This window comes from Nonomuraea sp. NPDC049625, from assembly GCF_040675285.1.
Classification (GTDB): domain Bacteria; phylum Actinomycetota; class Actinomycetes; order Streptosporangiales; family Streptosporangiaceae; genus Nonomuraea; species Nonomuraea angiospora_A.
In genome coordinates this window covers 648945-670193 of sequence record NZ_JBFAOQ010000004.1, presented here as the reverse complement: position 1 = coordinate 670193, position 21249 = coordinate 648945, and the positions used below count along the sequence as shown (strand labels likewise).

The following is a 21249-nucleotide window of genomic DNA, read 5'->3' as shown; positions in this document are numbered from 1 at the left end:
GCGGCTACGAGCCGAAGCTGGTCACCGGCCGGCCGGCCGAGCACTCGATCTTGAGCTCGACCTCCGCCCCCTCCTCCGGCTCGAACTCCACCTTGGCCTTGCGGGCGGGCCCCGGCTCGACCTGGTCCACCGAGTAGTTCTGGGCCGGGCTCCACGAGCGCAGCGTGACCAGGTCGCCCTCGCACGAGGCGATCACGGTGCCGCCCGCGGTGCGGATCAGCTTGCCCTGGGCCGTCTGCTGCGGCGTCCCCGCCGTCGGGGTGGCCTCGCCGGCCGGGGTGCCGGTGGCGCGCTGGGTGGCGGTGTTCAGGGCGGCGCGGACCTCGGCCGGGCTGAGCACGTGGCCGGAGTCGCCGGTGAGGCCGGTGCCGAGCAGGGTGAGCACCGCCACGGCCGCGCCGGTCGCGGCGACGGCGGTGGCGGCCCAGGCCAGCACGAGTCTCTTCATGGTCGACAACCATCCCCCATGTACGGCTAACGCCAGGTTAAGGCGGTGCTAAGGCTGCTCGGGGCATCGTCATCGACCGTCTACGTTCTTGTATATGGCTGACATCCTGCTCATCGAGGACGACGTGGCGATCCGTACGGCGCTCAGCCGCGGCCTGCGCGAGCTCGGTCACGCCGTCTCCTCGTCCCCGACGGCGCTGGACGGGCTGCGGCTGGCCGTGCAGGACCGTCCCGACCTGATCGTGCTCGACCTGGGCCTGCCGGATCTGGACGGGGTGGAGCTGCTGCGGATGTTGCGGGCGGTCAGCAGGGTGCCGGTCATCGTGGCGACCGCGCGTGACGGGGACGCCGAGATGGTGCCGGTGCTGGACGCGGGGGCCGACGACTACGTGGTCAAGCCGTACAGCGCGGCCCAGCTCGACGCGCGGGTGCGGGCCGTTCTGCGGCGGGCCGGGGGGTCGGCGCCGGAGCCGGCGTTGGCGGTGGGGGCGTTGCGGGTGGACCCGCGGGCGCGTACGGCCACGCTCGGCGGGACGGCGCTGGATCTGACGCCGCGCGAGTTCGACGTGCTGCACTATCTGGCCGCGCGGCCCGGCGAGGTGGTGACGAAGCGGGAGCTGCTGACGGAGGTGTGGCAGCTGCCGTACGGGGGCGCGGACAAGACCGTGGACGTGCACCTGTCGTGGCTGCGCAGGAAGCTGGGCGAGACGGCCGCGGAGCCCCGCTACCTGCACACCGTGCGCGGGGTCGGCGTCAAGCTGGTCGAGCCGTCATGACGCAGATGACGGCGGCCGCAGAGGCGTGGAGGGGGCGGGCGTGAGGCGGTGGCTGGCGTTGCTGGTGGCGGCCACGACGTCCCTCGTGCTGATCGCGTTGCTGGTGCCGATGGCGCTGCTCATCCGGGCCGTGGCCGAGAACGGCGCGATGGGCAGGGCGACCGCCGCGGCGGAGTCCGTGGCGGTCGCGGTGGGCACGCCCGACCTGGAGCTGGCGATGGCGCAGGTGCCGCGTCCGGTGACGGTGTTCCTGCCGGGCGGGCGCTCGGTGGGCGCGGCGGCGGCCCGTACCGACGCGGTACGCCTGGCCGCGACCGGGCGCAGCGTCACCGCCGTGACCTCCGGCGGCAGGGAGGTGCTGGTCTCCGCGCAGTCGTCCGGGGGGACGGCGGTGATCAGGGTGTTCGTGCCGGACGCGGAGCTGGCGAAGGGCGTGCGCGAGGCGTGGCTCGGGCTGCTCGTGCTGGGGATCGTCCTGGTGGTGCTGGGGATCGTGCTGGCGGACCGGCTGGCGCTGGCCGTCACGCGGCCGGTGGACGGGCTGGCCCGGGTCTCGCACCGGCTGGCCGGGGGCGACCTGACGGCTCGGGCGGAGCCGGGCGGGCCTCCTGAGGTGCGTTCGGTGGCGCTGGCGCTCAACCATCTGGCGGGGCGGATCGACGAGCTGCTGGTGGCGGAGCGGGAGTCGGTGGCCGACCTGTCGCACCGGTTGCGTACCCCTTTGACCGGCCTCAGGCTGGACGCCGAGTCGCTGCGGGACCCGGAGGAGGCGGCGCGGCTGCAGGCCCGCGTGGACGCCCTGGAACGGGCGGTGAGCGCCGTCATCACGGACGCGCGGCGCCGCTCGGCCGGGCGCGCGTCCTGCGACGCGGCGGCGGTGGTCGGGGAGCGGGTGCGGTTCTGGTCGGTGCTGGCGGAGGACCAGTGCCGCGAGGTGTCGATCTCGCTGCCCGACGGGCCGCTGCCCGTCGCGGTGAGCGCCGAGGAGCTCGCGGCCTGCGTGGACGCCCTGCTCGGCAATGTCTTCGCGCACACCCCGGAAGGGGCCTCCATGGCGGTACGGCTCACGCCGCACCCGTCGGGGGCCGTGCTGGCGGTCGAGGACTCGGGGCCGGGCTTCGACCCGGAGCTGCTGGAACGGGGCAACAGCGGGGGCGGTTCGACCGGCCTCGGCCTCGACATTGCCCGCCGTACCGCCGAGTCCTCGGGCGGCCACCTGGCCGTCTCCACGCCAGAAGGGGGCGGCGCGCGGGTGGAGATGGTCTTAACCGGTGCTTAGCGCGCGATTATCGGCGATCGCGATTTCGTGGAGTCATGCAGATCACGAAGAAGTTCATCGTCGTCGGTGCCGGGATCGTCACGCTGGTCGCGGGCGGGGGCGTCGCCTTCGCCGCCACCACGTCCACGGCCGCCGCACCCAAGGTCACGGCCGAGCAGGCCATGGAGATCGCGCACAGGGAGGTGGCCGGGGCCTGGGTCAGCGAGATCGACTACCAGCGCAGGGGTACGCGGCCCGACGCGTGGGAGGTCGAGCTGACCAAGGGTACGGAACGGCACGAACTGGACGTGGACGCGGCCACCGGCAAGGTCATCAAGCACCAGACGGACAGGGACGACGACCACGGCCACGACGACCACGACGACGACTGACGGCATCCCCCCACGGCCACCGGCCCACCGCGCGCGGCGGTGGGCCTTCCGGCCGTCAGCGGGTCATCTTCATGACGACCGGACGGTGGTCGGACAGGGTGCTCGACAGGACGGAGCCGCTCGTGGTGGTGACGCCCTTGGTGTAGATGTAGTCGATGCGGGCGTCCCCGTGGGTCGGCTGGTTGGCGTACCTGGCGCCGGTGTCCACCCACCCCGCGCTCACGAACTTCTTCGACAGCGCGTCCGTGGGCGGCGCGTTGAAGTCGCCGGTGAGGATCAGCGGGGACCGGTTGGCGAGGTAATTACGCACCTTGTCCGCCTGGGCCTCGCGGCGGGCCACCGAGGTGGCCGACAGTCCGGGGGACAGGTGGGTGGTGAACACCGTGATCGTCGAGCCGCCGCCGAGGTCGAGCTTGGCCCCGGCCATGGAGCGGTTGACCGGGCAGGTCTCGAAGTCGCTGATCGGGATCGTCACGCGCTCGAGGATCTTGAACGAGGACAGGATCGCGTTGCCCGCCTTGCCGGGCTGCGGATCGTCGCAGGGGCCGGGGTTGTCGCCCGCGCCGAAGTGGGCGTTGGCCGTGATGTCCCAGCCGAGCTCGTCGGCTAACTGCTTGACCTGGTCGGCCTCCGGCTTGCGATGGATCTCCTGCACGGTCACGATGTTCGCGCCGCTGCCGCGGATCACTGCGGCGATGGCCTTCATGTCGGCGGTGTCGCCCGCGACGTTCCAGTCGAGGACCACGAGGTTCGTCGTGGCGTGCGCCGGGACGGGCAGGGCGGTGGAGGCGAGCACCGTGACCGCCGCGGCCATCATCACTTTGATCCGTTTTGTCGCATGCATGCCGTCGGATCTTACGGACCGCGTGACTGTTCGTATAGATCTTCAGCAGCTCGACAGGATGCTCTCCATGGCGTCCTTCTCCGCCGACGTCACCCAGACGGCGTACTTCGTCTTCACGTCGATCTGGCGGGCGATGTAGGTGCACCGGTACGACTTGACCGGCGGCAGCCAGGTGGCGGCGTCGGAGTCGCTCTTCTGGCCGTTGAGCGGGCCGTCGACGGCCATGAGGTTCAGCGGGTCGTTGGCGAACTCCTTGCGCTTGTCCGCCGCCCACTGCTGCGCGCCCTTCTGCCAGGCGTCCGACAGCGGGATCACGTGGTCGATCTGGACGGCGGTGCTGGTGTCCTGGCCGCGCTTGAAGTTGATCGTCTTGCCGCTGTACGGGTCGTGCAGCGTGCCGCTCAGCACGATGCAGTCGTGGGTCCCGGCCTTGAACTTCTCGTCCACCAGGTCCCGCTTGAGTATGTCGTTACGGGTGTCGCAGCCGTTGTGGTCGACGTCCGACCACGCCGGGCCGAACTTGTCCCGGTCGAACCCGGTCTTCGGAGCGCGGCCTTTGACGGTTAACTTGGCGAGCTTCTTGCGGGCGTCCGAGACGGACACCGAGTCGGACTTGCCCCCCTTGTCGGTGCCGGCCGAGGACTGCCCCTGCAGCCCGCCACAGCCTGCCAGCACCGCCACCGTGGCCGCACCGGCCATGAACGCCCGAACCCGCCGCCCCACGCCCACTCCCCAGACTTCGCCGAACCTTCGTAAAGTCTAGGTCAAGTGCCCATAAAAGGCTCTATCACGCGTCCAGGGTGCCGCTTCACCGTTTTGCCGTGGATAGGGCCCTGTGCACCTCCGGGCAAGGCTGCCTTAATCTGAACGTGGATCATGGCATGTCGGAAAGAGGGGACATGGCGCAGCGGCGCTTGCTGGAGGGACTCGGCGTCACCGTCGCCGAGGAGACCGCCTACCGCGCGCTGCTCAGGCACGGACCGGCGACGCTGAGCCAACTCGCCGCCGAGACCGGCTCGTCCGCCGCGGCCATTCGCCGCATGCTGCCCAGGCTGGAGGACCTAGGCCTCATCTCCCGCGTGGCCGGCCGGCCGCTGCGGCTGATCGCCACTCCGCCGAACGTCGCCATCGACATCCTCGTCGCGCGCCGCCAGGAGGAGATCGCGCACAGCAGGGCCGCCGCCGCGCTGCTGGCCACCGAGGTCGCCGAGCGCAACGGGCCGCACCCGGAGGAGGTGCTGGAGGTGGTGAGCGGGCGCGACGCCGTGGCCCGCCGCTATCTCCAGCTGGAGCGCAACGCCACGCGGGAGATGCTCGTGCTGGTGCATCCGCCGTACGCGGTGGATGTCAGCGACGACCGGGAGAACCGCAGGCGGGCGGCCCGGCAGGGGGCGCCCATCCGCGGCATCTACGGTCCGCAGGCGTTCGAGCACCCCGGCATGCTGGCCCACACGCGGCGAGCCATCGCCGACGGCGAGCAGGCCAGGCTCGGGCAGGTGCCGGTCAAGCTGGCCATCGCCGACGCCCGCACGGCCATCCTGCCCCTGGTCTCCGACGAGGACCAGGCCGTGGAGAGCGCGCTCGTGGTGCACCCGTCCGCGCTGCTGGACGCTCTGGTGGGGCTGTTCGAGACGCTGTGGCGGGCCGCCGTGCCGCTCCGCCTGACCGCCACGGACGGCCTGGAGCCCGAGGTGTGGCCGCGCACCCCCGACACGGAGGTGCTGGCGCTGCTGGCGGCCGGGATGAAGGACGACGCCATCGCCCGGCAGCTGGGGCTCAGCCCGCGTACGGTGCAGCGCCGGGTCCAGATGCTGTGCGAGCGCCTGGACGCCAGGACCCGCTTCCACGCGGGCTTCCTCGCCGCCCAGCACCGCCTGCTCGAATGATCTAGGCCTCCGCGCTCAGAGCTGTCTTCGTCAGCTCCGCCTGGCGCTGGATCTGCCCCAGGACGACGGGGTTCACTCCCTTGGCCTGGAACGTGGCGACCATCTGGTCCATCACCGCGTTCGCCCGGTCCAGGTCCCCCTGCCGCGCCTCGGCCCTGGCCAGGCGGCGCATCACCAGGTTCAGGGTGATGTTGTCGATGCTCGCGTCGCGGGCGACCTGGCTGAGGTGCTCGATGCCCTGCTTGGGATCCGGCGGCCGGACGCGCAGCCGCTTGCCCGCCGTCACCGCCTTGAACTCGCGCTCGGCGTTCAGCCCCTTGACCATGCGGGCGTAGACGGCCAGCGGGTGGGCGCCGTACCGGTCGATGACCTCGTCCAGGGCCTCGTTGCCCGAGCGCAGCGCGGGCGAGTCGGAGCCGAGCAGCGAGAACAGCTGCCCCTGCTCCTCGCCCAGCATCAGCTCGGCCACCTGGTGGTCGTCGCGGCTGACCGGGAAGCGCACCCTGACCAGGCACGCGGGGGAGACGATGCGGGAGCCGTCCGCGGCGATGTACTGGGCGCGCACGTGGTATTCGCCGGGCTGCTGGAAGTAGTGTCCGTCGCGGCCGTGCCCGATGTACGCGCTGCGGTACATGGCCGGGTTGCCCTCGTCCAGCCGGATCTCCGGCGAGGTGTCCACGCAGTGCCGCATCATCGGCCGGTACAGCACGGTCCTGCCGCCCGGCTGCGTGATCGACACCTGGGTGAACTCGGTGTCGGGGTGCAGATGGCCGTGCGTGACGCGGGGCTCGCCGGCGCAGGACAGCTTGAACTCGACCACGACGGGCTCGCCCAGCTCGAACGACTCCTTGGCGCGCAGCTCCAGCCGCAGCCCGGAACGGTCCTCGACGGGCTGCTCGAACGGCGCGATCTCGGCGGCGCCGGTGCCGAACGCGTTCGCGCCCATGGCCACGTCGCGGTAGAAGCCGTGGCGCAGGTGGATCAGCTCCGGGTCCGTGAAGTGGAACGGGAAGGCGGCCCAGTAGCCTGGCTCGCCGCCCGGGCGGTAGTTCTGCACGTAGTTCATCCACGACAGATCGCCGAAGCCGCCGTCGGGGCCCAGGGGCTGGGGCGGGGTGCCGAGGTTCTTCTGCCAGGAGTGCAGCAGGTTGAAGGCGTGCCCGAGCTCGTGCACGTACGTACGCAGCTGCGCCCGCTGCGCCTGCGGCGTGGCCCCCTTGATCACGTCGTAGAACACCGCGGACCCCTGCCGCTGGTGCGCGTCGTTGTAGTCGAACATGATCCCCCGGTAGCCGCCCACGTGCTTGCTGGCCACCAGCAGCCACACGCGCCAGGCCGGCGCGTCGCCGAACCCGCTGAACTGCTGCGTCATCGCGTGATGCAGCTCGGCGTCGTCCCACGCCAGGTCCGCGCCCGACCCGTCCACCGGGATCACCCCCGGCTGGGCGAGGGTCAGCTCGATGCCCGCCTCCGCGTACGCCGCCGGCACGCTCAGCTCCCTGACCGGCGAGCCGCCCGGCCCCGGCAGCGTGCCGGTCTGGTACGACACGAACGGCACGGTCCCGATCACGGAGTCCTGCTCCAGCAGCACGCTGCGGAAGTACGGAGAGGCGAAGGCCACCTGGTACGTGCGCCCCGCGACCTCGGCCGTGCCCGACCCGTCGGCGATCGTGACGCTCACGTCCTTCACCGGAGTGTCGAACGTGAAGACCCCGCGCCCCTGGATCCGGGACTCCTGCACGGTGGGCGCGTGGACCACGAACGAGCCCGCGTAGGAGGTCGTCGCGCCCGCCACGGTGAACAGGTCGCCGCTCACCCGCCCGGTAGGCCTGGCCCCGTCGACGTCGACCCGGAGCGCCAGCTGCGAGTCGCCGTCCTGTCCCTGGTACAGCCCGCTGATCATGGGCGCTCCCTCGCTCGGGGCCTACACGAGGGAACACTTCACCGACCGCGGGTGCCTGTCAACGCGATCCGCGAACTTGGAGAGCTCCGAGCAACTCCTCCGACGCCTTGGTGATCGTCTCCACCGCCCGCTCGAACGCCTCGGCGTTGTGCGCGGCGGGCGCGCGGAAGCCGGAGATCTTCCTGACGTACTGCAACGCCGCCGCCCGCACGTCCTCCTCGGTGACGCTCTCGGTGAACGGGGGGCGCAGGGTTTTGATGCTTCTACACATGCCCTAACCGTAACTTCGTTCAGCGTGCGTCGACCGCCGGGCCGAGCTCGTTGCCGAAGTCGAGCGCGATCTTGCGCATGCCCTCGGCCAGGTCGTCGCGGTCGATCGCGTCGATCCGCTCGGCGGGCCCGGAGACCGACATCGCGGCCACCACCCGCTCGCCGTCCCACACGGGCACGGCCAGGCAGTGCACGCCGAGCTCCTCCTCGCCCAGGTCCATGGCGTAACCCTGCGCCCTGACGAGCTCGAGCTCGGTCAGCATGGCCGTCAGGTCGGTGATCGTGTTGGGGGTGCGGCGGGGCATGCCGGTGCGCTCGAAGACGGCCACCGCCTCGGCCGCGGGCCGCCCGGCCAGCAGCGCCTTGCCCACGGCCGTGCTGTGCGGCAGCACCCGCCGGCCCACCTCGGCGAACATCCGCAGCCTGCGCGGCGAGGGCACCTGCGCCACGTAGACGACGAAGTCGCCTTCGAGCACGGCCAGGTTGGCGGTCTCGCCGGACAGCTCGACCATCTTGGTCAGGTAGGGCTGCGCCCACACGCCCACCATGCTCTCGGCGATGCCGCCCAGCCGCACGAGGCCGCCGCCCAGGGCGTACCTCTTGTCGGATTCCTGGCGCACGTAGCCGCGGGCGAGCAGGGTGCGCAGCAGCCGGTGGATGGTCCCGTACGGCAGGCCGGTCCTGGCGGCGATCTCCGACAGGCCCGCCTCACCCCCGTGCTCGGCCAGCGCCTCCAGCACGTCCAGCGCCCGCTCCACCGACTGGACGCTCATAGGGCGACCCCGCGCAGCGACGCGTCGAGCACCTCGGCCGTGTGGGCCACCCTGATGTCCGAGCCGGCGCGCCGCATGGCCGCGGCGATCTGCATCGTGCAGCCGGGGTTGGCCGAGACCAGCAGCTCGGCGCCGGTCGTGGCGACCGCGCCGGCCTTCCTGTCGCCGAGGTCGCGGGCGGCCTCCGGCTGGAAGATGTTGTACGTGCCCGCCGACCCGCAGCAGATGGCCGACTCGGGGATCTCGCGGACCACCAGGCCGGGGATGCCGCCCAGCAACTCGCGCGGCTGGGCGCGCACGCCCTGGGCGTGGGCCAGGTGGCAGGCGTCGTGGTAGGCGACGGTGAGCGGCAGCGGGTGCCGCTTGGCCACGGGCCCCAGCTCGGCGAGGTACTCCGACAGATCGACCACCCTGAACCCCGGCTCGCGCCCGAGCAGCTCGCCGTACTCCTTCATCGACGAGCCGCAGCCGGCCGCGTTCACCACGACGGTGTCCACCCCGGCCCGCTCGAACGTCCTGACCGTGCGGCGCGCCAGCCGCCTGGCCTGGTCCTCGCGCCCGGAGTGCACGCTGAGCGCCCCGCAGCAGCCCTGACCGCGCGGGATGACCACGTCGCAGCCCTCCAGGGAGAGCACCCGGGCGGTGGCCGCGTTCACCTGGGGGAAGAACTCGCCCTGCACGCATCCGGTGAGCATGCCCACCACGGCCCGGCGCTCGCCCCTGGCCCTGACGACGCGCGGCATCCGCTGCCGGTGCTCGACGCGCGGCGCGAGCGCGGCCATGGCGCCGAGGCTCGGATTGGCCCTGGCGAGGAACGGCGCCATGCGTTCGGCCAGCCACATCCCCGGCCGCAGCAGCCGGAGCCGACGCGGATAGGGGAACAGGCTGAACACCATCCCGCGCACGGCCCGCTCCTGCGGATCCCGCGCGTGCGTGCGCTCCACCTCGGCCCTGGTCTGCTCGATCAGGCGGTCGTACCGGACCCCGGACGGGCAGGCCGTGACGCACGCCATGCACCCCAGGCAGGCGTCGAAGTGCCCGGCCATCTCCGGGGTGACCGGGGTGCCCTCGACGTGCTGCTTCATCAGGTGGATGCGTCCGCGCGGCGAGTCCATCTCCTCGCCCCACAGCACGTACGTCGGGCACGTGGGGAGGCAGAACCCGCAGTGCACGCAGTCGTTGATCAGCTCGGGGTCCATGTCAAATGCCTCCCAAGAACCGGCCGGGAGACATCCTGCGCCCGGGGTCGAACCGTTCCTTGACCCGCCGCATCAACGGCAGCCCGCTCACCTGCCCCCACCTGTCGACGCCCTCGTACGGCGTGGCCAGCACGTTCAGCCGCCCGCCCAGCGCCTCGATCCGGCCCCGCAGCAGGGAGACGGTCGCCGCCAGCTCTTCTTCCGAGACCTCGTCCCAGAGCTCCAGGTACGCCCGCCCCGCCGCGGCCGACCCGCGGAAGGCGAACCCGGCCTCCCCGGCGGCGGCCAGCGCCCCGGCCGCGCGCGCGGGCGGGAACCGGACCTCCAGCAGCACGTCGTCCCTGAGGATCAGCCCCCACCACTCCGGCGCCTCGGCCGTGACCGTGCCCTCGCCCAGCACCTCGCGCAGCGCCAGCGCGCGCTGCTCGGCCGCCGAGCCCTCCACGAGCACCGCGACCGTCGTCTCCTTGCCGTCGGGGCAGTCGATCTCCACGGCGGACGGCTCGGCCTGGGAGGAGGTCAGGCGGAGCAGCACGTCGTCGGCCGGTTCGGTGGTCGCCACGAGCCAGCGCCGCTCCACGGGCAGCGGGTGCAGCCGGAACGTGGCCTCCGCGATCACGCCGAGCGTGCCCTGCGAGCCGGTGAAGAGCTTGCCGAGGTCGTAGCCCGCGACGTTCTTGACCACCCGTCCGCCGGACCTGGCGACGGTCCCGTCGGGCAGCACGACCGTGATGCCGATGAGCAGGTCGCGGGCGGTGCCGTTTCGGAAGGCGCGCGGGCCCGCCGTCGCGGTGGCGAGCGTGCCGCCGACCGTGGTGTGCTCCCTGAACGGCGGGTCGAGCGCCAGCTCCTGGCCCTGCTCGGCGAGCGCGGCGGCCAGCGCGTCCATGGTCAGCCCGGCCTGCGCGCGCACGACGAGGTCGCCGGCGGCGTGCTCGATGAGGGAGTTCATGCAGCACAGGTCGATGAGCACGTCGCAGCGCTCGGGCGGGGCGCCCCAGTGCAGCTTCGTGCCGCCGCCCGCGGGCACCGCCGCCAGGTCCTGCTCGGCGCAGGCCCGCAGCACGGCCGAGATCTCCTCGACCGTCTCGGGCAGGGCGACCCAGCGGGGCGGCACGCCGTTGACGGCGTCGTCGGCGTCCGCCTGCCTGATGGTCACCCCCGTGTCGGCCAGCATCAGAACTGCTCCGCCTTCCCCGACTCCACCAGCGGATGCACGCCCTTGCGCACTCCCGGCACCTCGCCGCACAGGCGCGGGGTGGGGAACACCTTGCCCGGGTTCGACAGGCCGCGGGGGTCGAACGCGCACCGGACGAGTTGCATGGTGTCCAGGTCGTCCGCGCTGAACATCTTCGGCATATAGCGGGATTTATCCACACCGACTCCGTGCTCGCCCGTGATCGAGCCGCCGTGCTCGATGCACAGGTCGAGGATCGCCCCGGAGACCACCTCGGCCCGCTCGCCGGCCCCCGGCTCCGCGTCGTCGAACAGCACGAGCGGGTGCAGGTTGCCGTCCCCCGCGTGGAAGACGTTCGCGACCCTGATGCCGTGCTCGTGCGAGAGCCGGTCGATGGCCGCCAGCACGCCGGGCAGGGACGTTCGCGGCACCACGCCGTCCTGCACGATGTAGGCCGGGCTGATGCGGCCGACGGCGGCGAACGCCGACTTGCGGCCCTTCCAGATCGCCGCCCGCTCGTCCGGGCCGGCGGCCACCCGCAGCTCGAAGGCGCCCGAGCAGATCTCCGTGAGCCGGGCGAACTGCTCGTCCACCTCCGCCCGCGGGCCGTCCAGCTCCACGATCAGCACGGCGCCCGCGCCCTCGGGATATCGGCAGGCCACCGCCGCCTCGGCCGCCTCGATGGCCAGCGCGTCCATCATCTCGATCGCGGCGGGCACGATGCCCGCGCCGATGATCGCCGAGACGGCCTGGCCGCCCTGCTCGATGCTCTCGAACGCGGCCAGCACCGTGGTCACGGCCTCCGGCGCGCGGCTGAGGCGTACCGTGATCTTGGTGGCGATGCCCAGCGTGCCCTCGGAGCCGATGAACGCGCCCAGCAGGTCGTAGCCGGGGTCCATGCGGTCGAGCGTGACCAGGTCGCCGTCGGGAGTGACGATCTCGCAGGCCTCGACGTGGTTGACCGTGAAGCCGTACTTGAGGCAGTGGGCGCCGCCGGAGTTCTCGGCGACGTTGCCGCCGATGGAGCAGACCTGCTGGCTGGAGGGATCGGGCGCGTAGTAGTAGCCCCGGTCGCGCACGGCCTCGGTGATGGCCAGGTTGGTGACGCCGGGCTCGACGACCGCCCGGCGGTTGTCCAGGTCGATCTCCAGGATCCCGCGCATCTTGGAGGTGACGATGAGCACGCCGTCCTCGCGGGGGAGCGCGCCCCCCGACAGGCCGGTGCCCGAGCCCCTGGCCACGAAGGGCACGCCGAAGTCGTTGCACACGCGTACCACGCGGGCGACCTGCTCGGCCGTGTCGGGCAGCACGACCACGCCGGGGGTCGCCCGGTGGTAGGTGAGGCCGTCGCACTCGTACGTGCGCAGGCGTACCGGATCGGTGATCACCGAGTCATGGGGCAGCAGCGAGCGCAGGGCCGCTGTCAGCGTTTCCAGCACCCGATCCCCCTCTTTTTCCTAGTTCTACGGCATTTGAGCATAGGCGGGAAGCGTCAGGAACTCGGCGAAGTCGTCGTCCAGCGCCACCTGCTTGAACAGCGCGGTCGCCTGACCGTACAGCTTGTCGTCGTGGCCGGGCTCCTCGGCGATCCTGGCGAGCTCCTCCGCGATGATCTGCTCGACCAGTTCCTTCGTCACCTGGGCGCCCGTGTCGGCGAGCGTGATGTCGTTGTGGATCCACTGCCAGATCTGCGAGCGCGAGATCTCGGCGGTGGCGGCGTCCTCCATGAGGTTGTGGATCGCCACCGCGCCCAGGCCCCCCATCCAGGCGGCGAGGTAGCGCAGCGCCACGTCCACGTTGTTGCGCAGCCCGGCCTCGGTGATCTCGCCCGGCGTCTCGGAGACGGCCAGCAGCTCGGCCGCGGTCACGCTGACGTCCTCGCGCAGCCGGTCGAGCTGGTTGGGCCGCGACCCCAGCACGCCGTCGAACACCTCACGGCACACCGGCACCAGGTCGGGGTGCGCCACCCACGAGCCGTCGAAGCCGTCGCCCGACTCGCGCGTCTTGTCCGCCCGCACCTTCTCCAGCGCCACGGCGTTCACCTCGGGGTCGCGCCGCGAGGGGATGAAGGCCGCCATCCCGCCGATGGCGTGCGCGCCGCGCTTGTGGCAGGTGCGCACCAGCAGTTCGGTGTACGCGCGCATGAACGGGGCCGTCATCGTGACCGCGTTCCGCTCGGGCAGCAGGAACTCGCGGCCCCGGGTCCGGAACTTCTTGATCACGCTGAACAGGTAGTCCCAGCGGCCTGCGTTGAGCCCCGCCGAGTGGTCGCGGAGCTCGTACAGGATCTCCTCCATCTCGAACGCGGCCGGGTAGGTCTCGATGAGGACGGTCGCCCTGATCGTGCCGTGCGGGATGCCGAGGAGCTCCTGAGCCCTGGTGAACACGTCGTTCCAGAGCCGCGCCTCCAGATGGGACTCCATCTTGGGCAGGTAGAAGTACGGCCCCTTGCCCTTGTCGATCTGCCGCTGGGCGCAGTGGAAGAAGTAGAGCCCGAAGTCGAACAGCGAGCCCGAGACCGGCTGCCCGTCCACCTGGGCGTGCTTCTCGTCCAGGTGCCAGCCGCGCGGGCGCACGACGACCGTGGCCAGCTCGTCGTCGGGCCTGAGCGCGTACGACTTGCCGCCGGTCTCGAAGTCGATCGCGCGGTCGAGCGCGTCGCGCAGGTTGAGGTGGCCGCTCACGCAGTTCTCCCAGAGCGGCGAGTTGGCGTCCTCGAAGTCGGCCAGCCAGACCTTGGCGCCGGAGTTGAGCGCGTTGATGGTCATCTTCTTGTCGACCGGGCCGGTGATCTCCACCCGGCGGTCCTCCAGACCGGGCGCGGGCGGCGCGACCTGCCAGTCGGCCTCCCTGACCTGCTTCGTCTCCGGCAGGAAGTCGAGCAGGCCGCCCGCGGACAGCTCCGCCTGCCGCGCCTGACGGGCCTCCAGCAGCTCCAGCCGCCTGGCGCCGAACTCCCGCTGGAGAGTCGCCACGAAATCGAGCGCCTCAGGAGTGAGGATCTCGTCGAACCGGTCGAGCATCGGGCCGGTGATCTCCATGGGGTGCCTTTCCGCTTCGTGGAAAATGACTTCTGGATTGTGGAAGTGAAGTTACTCCCCTGGTAGTCCCGGGTCAAAGGTTGGGGTTCCTTCGGGGAGTCGTCGGGGGCATCCCCGATGTGGCCGGGGTTCTTCCCGGACAGGATTGGGGCATGAAGACCATCGCGATCGCGGGCGGGCTGCTGGCCTCCGCGCTGATGTTGACGGGGTGCGGGATGGCGAGCATCGCCGGCCCGAGCAGCGAGGAGACCGCGTCGTACGAGGTGACGGACAAGGTCGTCAGGCTGCAGGTCAAGAGTGGCGCGGGCGATACCGAGGTGACCGAGACCGGCGGCAGCGCCGTACGCGTCACCGAGACGCTGCGCTGGCGCGGCGACGACAAGCCGAAGCCGGAGCACAGCGTCGAGGGCGACGCGCTGCGCCTCTCGTACGACTGCCCGTCGAGCCTGGGCAGCTGCAGCGTCGACTACAAGATCGAGATCCCCAAAGGGCTGACCGTCGACCTGGACAACGGCTCGGGCAACATCACGCTCAGGGGCCTGACCGGGGAGCTCGGCGTACACGTCGGCTCCGGCGACCTCGACGCCGCGGAGCTGGCGGGCAAGAAGGTCGTCGCGGAGGCGGGGTCCGGGAACATCGAGCTCAAGTACACCGCCGCGCCCGGCAGCGCCGAACTGCAGGCCGGCTCCGGGGACATCGTGCTCCGCGTCCCCGACGGGGCCTACGACGTGAAGACCCAGGTGGGGTCCGGCGACGCGAACGTCTCGGTCAAGAAGGACAGCTCCTCTCCCCACAAGATCTCGCTCAAGGCCGGATCCGGCGACGTCACAGTGGCTGCCGGATAAGGGGGTGATTGTGGCGGGGGTGTCGTGCCACCATCGTGGGAAGACACCGAGGTGTCCAGACGTTCCCTAATAGAGATGACACGAATGCACGATTACACCGCGCTCGACCTCGACGAGTTCGAGACCGGCGACATGGACCTCGAGGAGCGCCAGGCGCTGCGCCGCGTGGCGGGCCTCTCCACCGAACTCCAGGATGTCTCCGAGGTCGAGTACCGGCAGCTGCGGCTGGAGCGGGTCGTCCTCGTCGGCGTCTGGACGTCAGGCACAGTGGACGACGCGGAAAACTCCCTGCTGGAGCTCAAGCTCCTGGCCGAGACGGCTGGGTCGCAGGTGCTCGACGGCCTCATCCAGCGCCGCCAGAAGCCGGATCCGGCCACCTACATCGGCTCGGGCAAGGCGCTCGAGCTGCGCGACGTGGTCGAGTCGACCGGCGCCGACACCGTGATCTGCGACGGCGAGCTGACCCCCGGCCAGCTCCGCCAGCTCGAGGAGACGGTCAAGGTCAAGGTCATCGACCGCACCGCGCTGATCCTCGACATCTTCGCCCAGCACGCCAAGAGCCGCGAGGGCAAGGCCCAGGTCGAGCTGGCACAGCTCCAATACCTGCTGCCCCGCCTGCGCGGCTGGGGTGGCAACCTGTCCAGGCAGGTCGGCGGTCGCGCCGCGGGCGGCGTCGGCATCGGCGGCCGTGGCCCCGGTGAGACCAAGATCGAGCTGGACCGGCGCCGCATCCGCGAGCGCATGGCCAAGCTGCGCCGCCAGATCAGCGGCATGTCCACCTCGCGCGACACGATGCGCTACCAGCGCCAGCGGCGCGAGGTCCCCGCCGTGGCCATCGCCGGCTACACCAACGCGGGGAAGTCCTCGCTGCTCAACCGCGTCACGGGAGCCGGGGTGCTGGTGGAGGACGCGCTGTTCGCCACCCTCGACCCGACCGTACGCCGGGCACGCACGGCCGAAGGCCGGCTCTTCACGATCGCCGACACCGTGGGCTTCGTGCGGCACCTGCCGCACCAGCTCGTCGAGGCGTTCCGTTCGACGCTGGAGGAGGTCGCCGAGGCCGACCTGATCCTGCACGTGGTGGACGGCTCGCACCCCGACCCCGAGGGCCAGCTGGCCGCCGTGCGCGAGGTGCTCGCCGACATCGAGGGCGCCTCCGAGATCCGCGAGATCGTCGTGATCAACAAGGCCGACGCGGCCGAGCAGGACGTGATCGACCGGATCATGCGGCGCGAGCGCGACTGCGTCGTGGTGTCGGCGCGGACCGGCCGTGGCATTCCCGAGCTGATGGCGGTCATCGAGCGGGAGCTGCCCCGGCTGGACCACGAGATCCAGCTGCTGGTGCCGTACAACAGGGGAGACCTGATCTCCCGGGCCCACAAGGAGGGCGAGGTGCTCTCCGTGGAGCACGTGGAGGACGGCACGATCCTGCACGCCCGGGTGCTGCCCAGTCTGTGGCAGGAGCTCGAGCGGGTCGGCAAGCCCGTGGAGCGGGTCTTCTAACCCTCCGGTCACCCCCCGGTTCCGTCGTTGCGGCCGGGCGACTCCCACGCAAGCGGTACGGTGGGGTCGCCCGGCCGAGCACGTCCGGGCGGGACTGCCGTGACAGTCGGCGAACGATGACACCGGTCGGGCGCGACGGCGGCGTGTGGCAGGCTGGAACGTCGGCGGCGAACGTTACGTTGTGGGGTGGCCCTCGCCGCAAAGCACTCATGGCTACCCAAAAGCGGCAGTGGTCCCCGAACCCTGGGATTGCTAGAATCGGCCAGACCCCTTACGCGGTCGGGTTTCTAGGGTTGGGTCTAGGTTTCGGATGATGACTCTTGTGATCAAAGTCGTCAACGGGGGCCTTGGGGACGAGGTGGGGCTGGGTGACGGTTGGGATCAGTGGTCTTTCTTCCGAATAACCCTGTACAGCAAGCCCAGCTGTGAAATAACGTAACTGAACTGAAATCGCCGGATCATGACTCTGGCGATACGGTCACCGCACAACTCGATGCGGATGAGAGCAGGAGACCCCCCATGTCGTCCGGACCCGGAGCGGACTCAGTGGGCGCGGCACAGCCCCTGAGCTGTGCGCTGCGCCCATGCCGGAGCGCGGGCGGGGGCTCACGCAGGGCGGTGATGCGGTGACCGTTCGACTGCTGACCAACATCGGCCGCCTGTGGACCGGTAACGAGGTCCTTAGCAACGCCGCCATCCTCGTGCACAACGACCGCATCGCGTGGGTCGGGCGCGCGCCAGACCTCCCGCAGAGCGTCCCCGGAGTCGTCGACGACATCGTCGACGTCGACCACGTCGAAAACCTCGGCGGCGCGCTCGTCACGCCCGGTCTCATCGACGCCCACACCCACCCCGTCTACGCCGGTAACCGCTACGCCGAGCTGGCCATCCGCACCGGCGGCTCCAGCGCCGCCTCGATCACCGCGGCGGGCGGCGGCGTGGGCTCCACGGTCACCGTGACCCGCGGCACCGACCCGTGGACCCTGTGCAACGGCGTGCGCGAGCGGCTGCGGGGCTGGCTGCTCAGCGGCACCACCACGGTCGAGGCCAAGACCGGCTACCACCTCACCCGCGACGGCGAGCTGGCCGACGTGCGGCTCCTGCGCGAGCTGGAGAAGGAGCCGATGATGCCGCGGGTGCACGTCACCTTCCTGGCGGCGCACGTGGTGCCACCCGAATACTTCGGCCGTCAGCGCGAATACGTCGAGGCCGTGGGCGCCTGGTGCGCCGACGCCGCCGCGGCGGGCGCCGACAGCGTCGACGTCTACTGCGACGAGGGCCACTTCACCACCGAGGAGTCCCGCTGGGTGCTGGCCTCGGGCCGCAACGTCGGGCTCCTGCCGCGCATCCACGCCGGCATCTTCAGCCGCCGCGGCGCCGTCCAGCTGGCCGCCGAGCTCGGCTGCGCCTCCGCCGACGGGCTGCACCACATGTCGGACGAGGACATCGCGATCATGTCCCGCTACGGCGTGCCCGCCGTCGTCTGCCCGGCCACGGCCCTGCAGCGCGGCCACCTCCCGCCGGTCCGCCAGATGATCAAGCACGGCGTCCAGATCGCCCTCGGCAGCGACCACAACCCCGGCTTCTGCGGCATCACCTCGATGTCCCTGGTCATCGCCATGGCGGTGTCGGCGTTCGGGATGAGCGTCAACGACGCCCTGCGCGCGGCCACCCTCGGCGGCGCCACCGTCCTGGGCGCTCCCGACCGCGGCGTCCTGGCGCCGGGCCGGCTGGCCGACATCGTGCAGTGGGACGCCGACCACGAGGGCGCCTTCGCCTGGTCCTTCGGTCTCAAGCCGCGCCGCGTGTGGCGGGGTGGGACGCCGGTCCAGTAGTTACGCTCGGGGTTATGCCGCCCTCGGTCGCCGTGGTCACCGACTCGACCGCCTACCTGCCTGCCGTGCCGGGTGTCACGGTCGTCCCCGTCCAGGTGATCGCCGGTGGGGTCTCGTGCGACGAGCCGCTGTTCACCGGCGACCTCACCACGGCTACCACCTCCCGCCCCGCCCCGGAGAGCTTCGCCTCCTGCTACGCCTCCCTGGCGGCCGCGGGCGCGACAGGAATCATCTCGATCCACGTTTCCCGCGATATGTCCGGCATCGCCGATTCCGCCCAGACTGCCGCGTCCGATGCGCCCGTGCCCGTGGAAGTGATCGACAGCCGCTCGATCGCCATGGGCCTCGGCTACCCGGTCCTGGCCGCCGCCCGCGCCGCCGCTCGCGGAGCCGCCCTGGAGACGGTGACGGCAGCGGCTCGCCGCTGCATGGAGACCACCCGGACGTTCTTCTACGTGGACACCCTCGACGCCTTACGACGCAGCGGCCGCATCGGCACCGCCGCCTCCCTCGTCGGCTCGGCCCTCATGATCAAGCCACTGCTCCACATCGTGGACGGCCGCATCTCGCTTCTGGAGAAGGTCCGCACGTCCTCCCGCGCCATCGCCCGCCTGGAGGCCCTCGCCGTCCACGCTGCGGGCGAGGGGCCCGTGGAGGTGGCCGTACAGCACCTGGGGGCGAGCGACCGCGCCGAGGCCCTGGCAGAACGCCTGCCGAAGCGGCTGGCCGGGCTGGTGGAGTTGCGGGTGGTGGAGGTGGGGGCGGTGATCGGCGTCCACGTGGGGCCCGGCATGCTGGGCCTCACGGTCACATCCGGCACCCTCTGACCTTTTGCCGAGGCCGCACGCACACCACCTTGCCTGAGGGACCGATACCCCCAGTCACCCAGCAGGCCCCTCACCCCTTGAAGCCCAGCAGAACCCTCAGTCCTGCGACATCCAGCAGAACCCTCAAGCCTGCATGCCCGAGCAGAGCCTCAGCCTTCAGAGGTGCAGCAGCACCCTCGGCCTTCAGCGGCGCAGCAGCAGCGCCCTTGGCCTTCAGCGGCCCACCACACCCTCAGCCATCAGATGCCCAGCAGGCCCCTTAACTCTCCGAGGCCCAGCAGGACCCTTTACTCCGTGGCCCGGCATGGCTTTTCGGCCCTGACGACCAGCAGGCCCCTCGGCCTTCCGACGCCGAGCATGGCCCTCCGTCCGCGCCCAGCATGGCCCTCACCCCAGCAACGCCCGGCACCTTCAGCCCTGCGACGCCTTGAAGAGCCATTCGGCCCTGAGGCGGCCGAGCGTACCCCTCCAGTCCGGCGACGCCCAGCACTACAACTTCCCAGCCCTGCGATGCCCGGCAGAGCCGTTCGGCCCTGAGGCGGCCGAGCGTACCCCTCCAGCCCGGCTACCCCAAACACAACAGCCCCCAGCCCTGCGACGCTCAGCATGACCCTTCAGCCTCTTGCGCAGTCCTTCAGTCCCCCGCGCCCTGCCCGCATCCTCCTGAGCGCGATCCTCAACTTGCTTACGTGCACGCTCACCTTGATCATGCCGACCTGGTTGTCCACACCCCCTTCGCTCATCTCCCACCCCATCCCCAGAACACGGTTCGGGACCTCCCCGAGAACCGCTGAGGATCTACGTTCTCAGCCGTGCGAACCCCCGACCCCACGGCGGAGCGGACCATAGCCGAGTCCCGGCTACGGTCGATCACCGCGCCTTCCCGCCGCTCCCGCCGCTCTCTCGGTCGGCTCACTGGCGCCATGGCCGAGCCAACGGCCGGGGCCCAGGCGCGGAACCACGCCTCAGCACACCAACCCGGACAACCTTCAACCGAGCCCCGTGAGGGAGAAGCTTGGGACGATGCCGCCCTCACCACCCTGCGCCAGGGAAGCCGCTGGGAGGACCCTGCACCCGCAGCATCAGGCGAGGGCGAGGAAAGCCGCTGGAACGACACTCCCTCACGAACGCCTCCAGAGGGACATGACCATGATGATGCCGTCACCTCACGCGCATCCCACCAAATCCCCCACCAACGATCAAACGCATCACCACCACCCGACCAAAAGCGCGGACCCGCCCCCGTACCACCCACCTTCCAGGCATTCCGCGCAGCCCTCACCTCCCAGGCCCCAGCCCTCGACCCAGGCAAGCCCGGCCTCCGAGTCCTGCTGGCCTTGGGAGCCCTCGCCGCAGCCGTAGCAGCGTTCTTCCTCTGGCGCTCCCAGCCTTCACCGGAGCCATTGCCGCCTCCCACCCCGATCTCACACCCACCAAGGTCGCCGTCCCCGACCGCCGTCGCCAAGGTGACCGTCCACGTCACCGGCAAGATCCGCAAACCGGGCGTCTACCTACTCCCCACAGGCGCCCGAGTTACGGACGCGGTGACAGCAGCCGGAGGAGTGTCCCGCGGCGCCTCCACAGGCGCACTCAACCTCGCCAGACGCCTGATCGACGGCGAACAGATAGTTGTAGGCACCCCCGCCGGCCAGGCAACCCAAGCCTCACCCATCACAGACCCGGCCACCACCGTGCTCGACCTCAACTCCGCCACAACCGACCAACTCGAACAACTCCCAGGAGTGGGCGAAGTCCTGGCAGCCCGCATAGCCCAGTTCCGAGACACCCACGGCGGCTTCACCACCGTCGAACAACTACGCGAGGTGACCGGCATAGGCCCACGAAAGTACGACGAACTCAAGCCAAAGGTCCGCGTCTGACATGGCCACCCCGCGTACCGACGACACCCGCCCAACACCCCCAAGCCGAGACAACACCAACTCTCCACTCGACAGCGCCCGGCCTGCCGACAGCGCCCGGCCTGCCGACAACGCCAGCTCTTCCGACGGAGCCAGCACGAACACCGAAGCCACTCACCCCGATCCCGACACTGCCCAGCGTGAACGCACCTGGCCCCTCATCCTCCCCGCACTGGCCGCCTGGGCAAGTGCCTTGGTCCTACTCGGCTGCTCCGCCCGCACAGCCCTGATCGTCGCCCTGTCCACAGCCTTGGCCGCAGCAGCCGTTGCCTGGCCCGCCCGACCCATACTGCGGCGCACCCGCCTCCCATCCCAGCAAGCACCCACCACCCGGACCACCCAACACGGGGACCC

19 protein-coding genes are annotated in these 21249 nt (G+C 71.0%); 9 read left to right on the top strand and 10 right to left on the bottom strand.

Going from position 1 to position 21249, the window contains the following annotated elements; genetic code table 11:
• Positions 1 to 4 precede the first annotated feature (4 nt).
• A complete protein-coding gene (locus AB0J87_RS21410) occupies positions 5 to 448 on the bottom strand; it encodes a hypothetical protein (RefSeq protein ID WP_363967536.1) in 444 nt (147 codons plus the stop codon).
• A 94-nt stretch (positions 449 to 542) separates the two neighbouring features.
• On the opposite strand from AB0J87_RS21410, the gene AB0J87_RS21405 reads away from it, so the two are divergent.
• Genes AB0J87_RS21405 through AB0J87_RS21395 form a run of 3 tightly spaced genes read left to right on the top strand, consistent with a single transcriptional unit; the run spans position 543 to position 2873 of the window.
• Positions 543 to 1223: a response regulator transcription factor gene (locus AB0J87_RS21405; protein WP_350724850.1), complete on the top strand. Its 681-nt coding sequence runs from the start codon at positions 543 to 545 to the stop codon at positions 1221 to 1223.
• A 40-nt stretch (positions 1224 to 1263) separates the two neighbouring features.
• A complete protein-coding gene (locus AB0J87_RS21400; protein WP_363967534.1) occupies positions 1264 to 2502 on the top strand; it encodes a HAMP domain-containing sensor histidine kinase in 1239 nt (412 codons plus the stop codon).
• 35 nt (positions 2503 to 2537) lie between these two features.
• On the top strand, positions 2538 to 2873 hold the full coding sequence (locus tag AB0J87_RS21395; RefSeq protein ID WP_363967532.1) for a PepSY domain-containing protein: 336 nt from the start codon (positions 2538 to 2540) through the stop codon (positions 2871 to 2873).
• A gap of 55 nt (positions 2874 to 2928) precedes the next feature.
• Here AB0J87_RS21395 and AB0J87_RS21390 read toward each other — a convergent pair whose 3' ends face one another.
• Entirely contained in the window at positions 2929 to 3717 is a 789-nt protein-coding gene (locus tag AB0J87_RS21390; protein ID WP_355201750.1) for an endonuclease/exonuclease/phosphatase family protein, read from the bottom strand.
• A 42-nt stretch (positions 3718 to 3759) separates the two neighbouring features.
• The gene (locus tag AB0J87_RS21385; RefSeq protein WP_350724858.1) at positions 3760 to 4440 is read right to left on the bottom strand and encodes an HNH endonuclease family protein; all 681 of its coding nucleotides are present in this window, start codon (positions 4438 to 4440) and stop codon (positions 3760 to 3762) included.
• 176 nt (positions 4441 to 4616) lie between these two features.
• Here AB0J87_RS21385 and AB0J87_RS21380 point away from each other — a divergent pair, with 176 nt between their 5' ends.
• Positions 4617 to 5603, top strand: coding sequence for a helix-turn-helix domain-containing protein (locus tag AB0J87_RS21380; protein ID WP_363967530.1), 987 nt, complete (start codon positions 4617 to 4619; stop codon positions 5601 to 5603).
• A gap of 1 nt (position 5604) precedes the next feature.
• Here the strand turns inward: AB0J87_RS21380 and AB0J87_RS21375 are convergent, their stop codons facing one another.
• From AB0J87_RS21375 to aceB, 7 genes are read right to left on the bottom strand one after another with little or no spacing between them, the layout of a single operon-like run.
• Positions 5605 to 7506: a hypothetical protein gene (locus AB0J87_RS21375; protein WP_363967528.1), complete on the bottom strand. Its 1902-nt coding sequence runs from the start codon at positions 7504 to 7506 to the stop codon at positions 5605 to 5607.
• A gap of 58 nt (positions 7507 to 7564) precedes the next feature.
• Positions 7565 to 7777: a DUF2277 domain-containing protein gene (locus AB0J87_RS21370; RefSeq protein WP_350724864.1), complete on the bottom strand. Its 213-nt coding sequence runs from the start codon at positions 7775 to 7777 to the stop codon at positions 7565 to 7567.
• Positions 7778 to 7796: 19 nt separating this feature from the next.
• A complete protein-coding gene (locus AB0J87_RS21365; protein WP_363967526.1) occupies positions 7797 to 8549 on the bottom strand; it encodes an IclR family transcriptional regulator in 753 nt (250 codons plus the stop codon).
• Positions 8546 to 9748 carry a heterodisulfide reductase-related iron-sulfur binding cluster gene (locus AB0J87_RS21360; RefSeq protein WP_363967524.1) on the bottom strand — a complete coding sequence of 401 codons (1203 nt, stop codon included), beginning with the start codon at positions 9746 to 9748 and terminating at the stop codon, positions 8546 to 8548. The genes AB0J87_RS21365 and AB0J87_RS21360 overlap by 4 nt, the downstream gene beginning before the upstream one ends.
• Before the next feature lies 1 nt (position 9749).
• Positions 9750 to 10925, bottom strand: coding sequence for an FAD-binding oxidoreductase (locus tag AB0J87_RS21355; RefSeq protein ID WP_363967522.1), 1176 nt, complete (start codon positions 10923 to 10925; stop codon positions 9750 to 9752).
• On the bottom strand, positions 10925 to 12361 hold the full coding sequence (locus tag AB0J87_RS21350) for an FAD-linked oxidase C-terminal domain-containing protein (protein WP_355201996.1): 1437 nt from the start codon (positions 12359 to 12361) through the stop codon (positions 10925 to 10927). Before AB0J87_RS21350 ends, AB0J87_RS21355 begins: the two co-directional genes overlap by 1 nt.
• A 27-nt stretch (positions 12362 to 12388) precedes the next feature.
• Entirely contained in the window at positions 12389 to 13966 is a 1578-nt protein-coding gene (gene aceB, locus AB0J87_RS21345) for a malate synthase A (RefSeq protein WP_363967520.1), read from the bottom strand.
• Between the two features lie 152 nt (positions 13967 to 14118).
• Here aceB and AB0J87_RS21340 point away from each other — a divergent pair, with 152 nt between their 5' ends.
• The 5 genes from AB0J87_RS21340 to AB0J87_RS21320 all read left to right on the top strand — a co-directional run bounded on the left by AB0J87_RS21340 (position 14119) and on the right by AB0J87_RS21320 (position 20856).
• The gene (locus AB0J87_RS21340; RefSeq protein ID WP_363967518.1) at positions 14119 to 14811 is read left to right on the top strand and encodes a DUF4097 family beta strand repeat-containing protein; all 693 of its coding nucleotides are present in this window, start codon (positions 14119 to 14121) and stop codon (positions 14809 to 14811) included.
• Between the two features lie 75 nt (positions 14812 to 14886).
• On the top strand, positions 14887 to 16314 hold the full coding sequence (gene hflX / locus AB0J87_RS21335) for a GTPase HflX (protein ID WP_350724875.1): 1428 nt from the start codon (positions 14887 to 14889) through the stop codon (positions 16312 to 16314).
• Between the two features lie 626 nt (positions 16315 to 16940).
• Positions 16941 to 18149, top strand: coding sequence for an imidazolonepropionase (gene hutI / locus AB0J87_RS21330; protein WP_350724877.1), 1209 nt, complete (start codon positions 16941 to 16943; stop codon positions 18147 to 18149).
• A 14-nt stretch (positions 18150 to 18163) separates the two neighbouring features.
• On the top strand, positions 18164 to 18976 hold the full coding sequence (locus AB0J87_RS21325) for a DegV family protein (protein WP_363967516.1): 813 nt from the start codon (positions 18164 to 18166) through the stop codon (positions 18974 to 18976).
• 1466 nt (positions 18977 to 20442) lie between these two features.
• Entirely contained in the window at positions 20443 to 20856 is a 414-nt protein-coding gene (locus AB0J87_RS21320) for a ComEA family DNA-binding protein (RefSeq protein ID WP_363967514.1), read from the top strand.
• Positions 20857 to 21249: the final 393 nt, after the last annotated feature.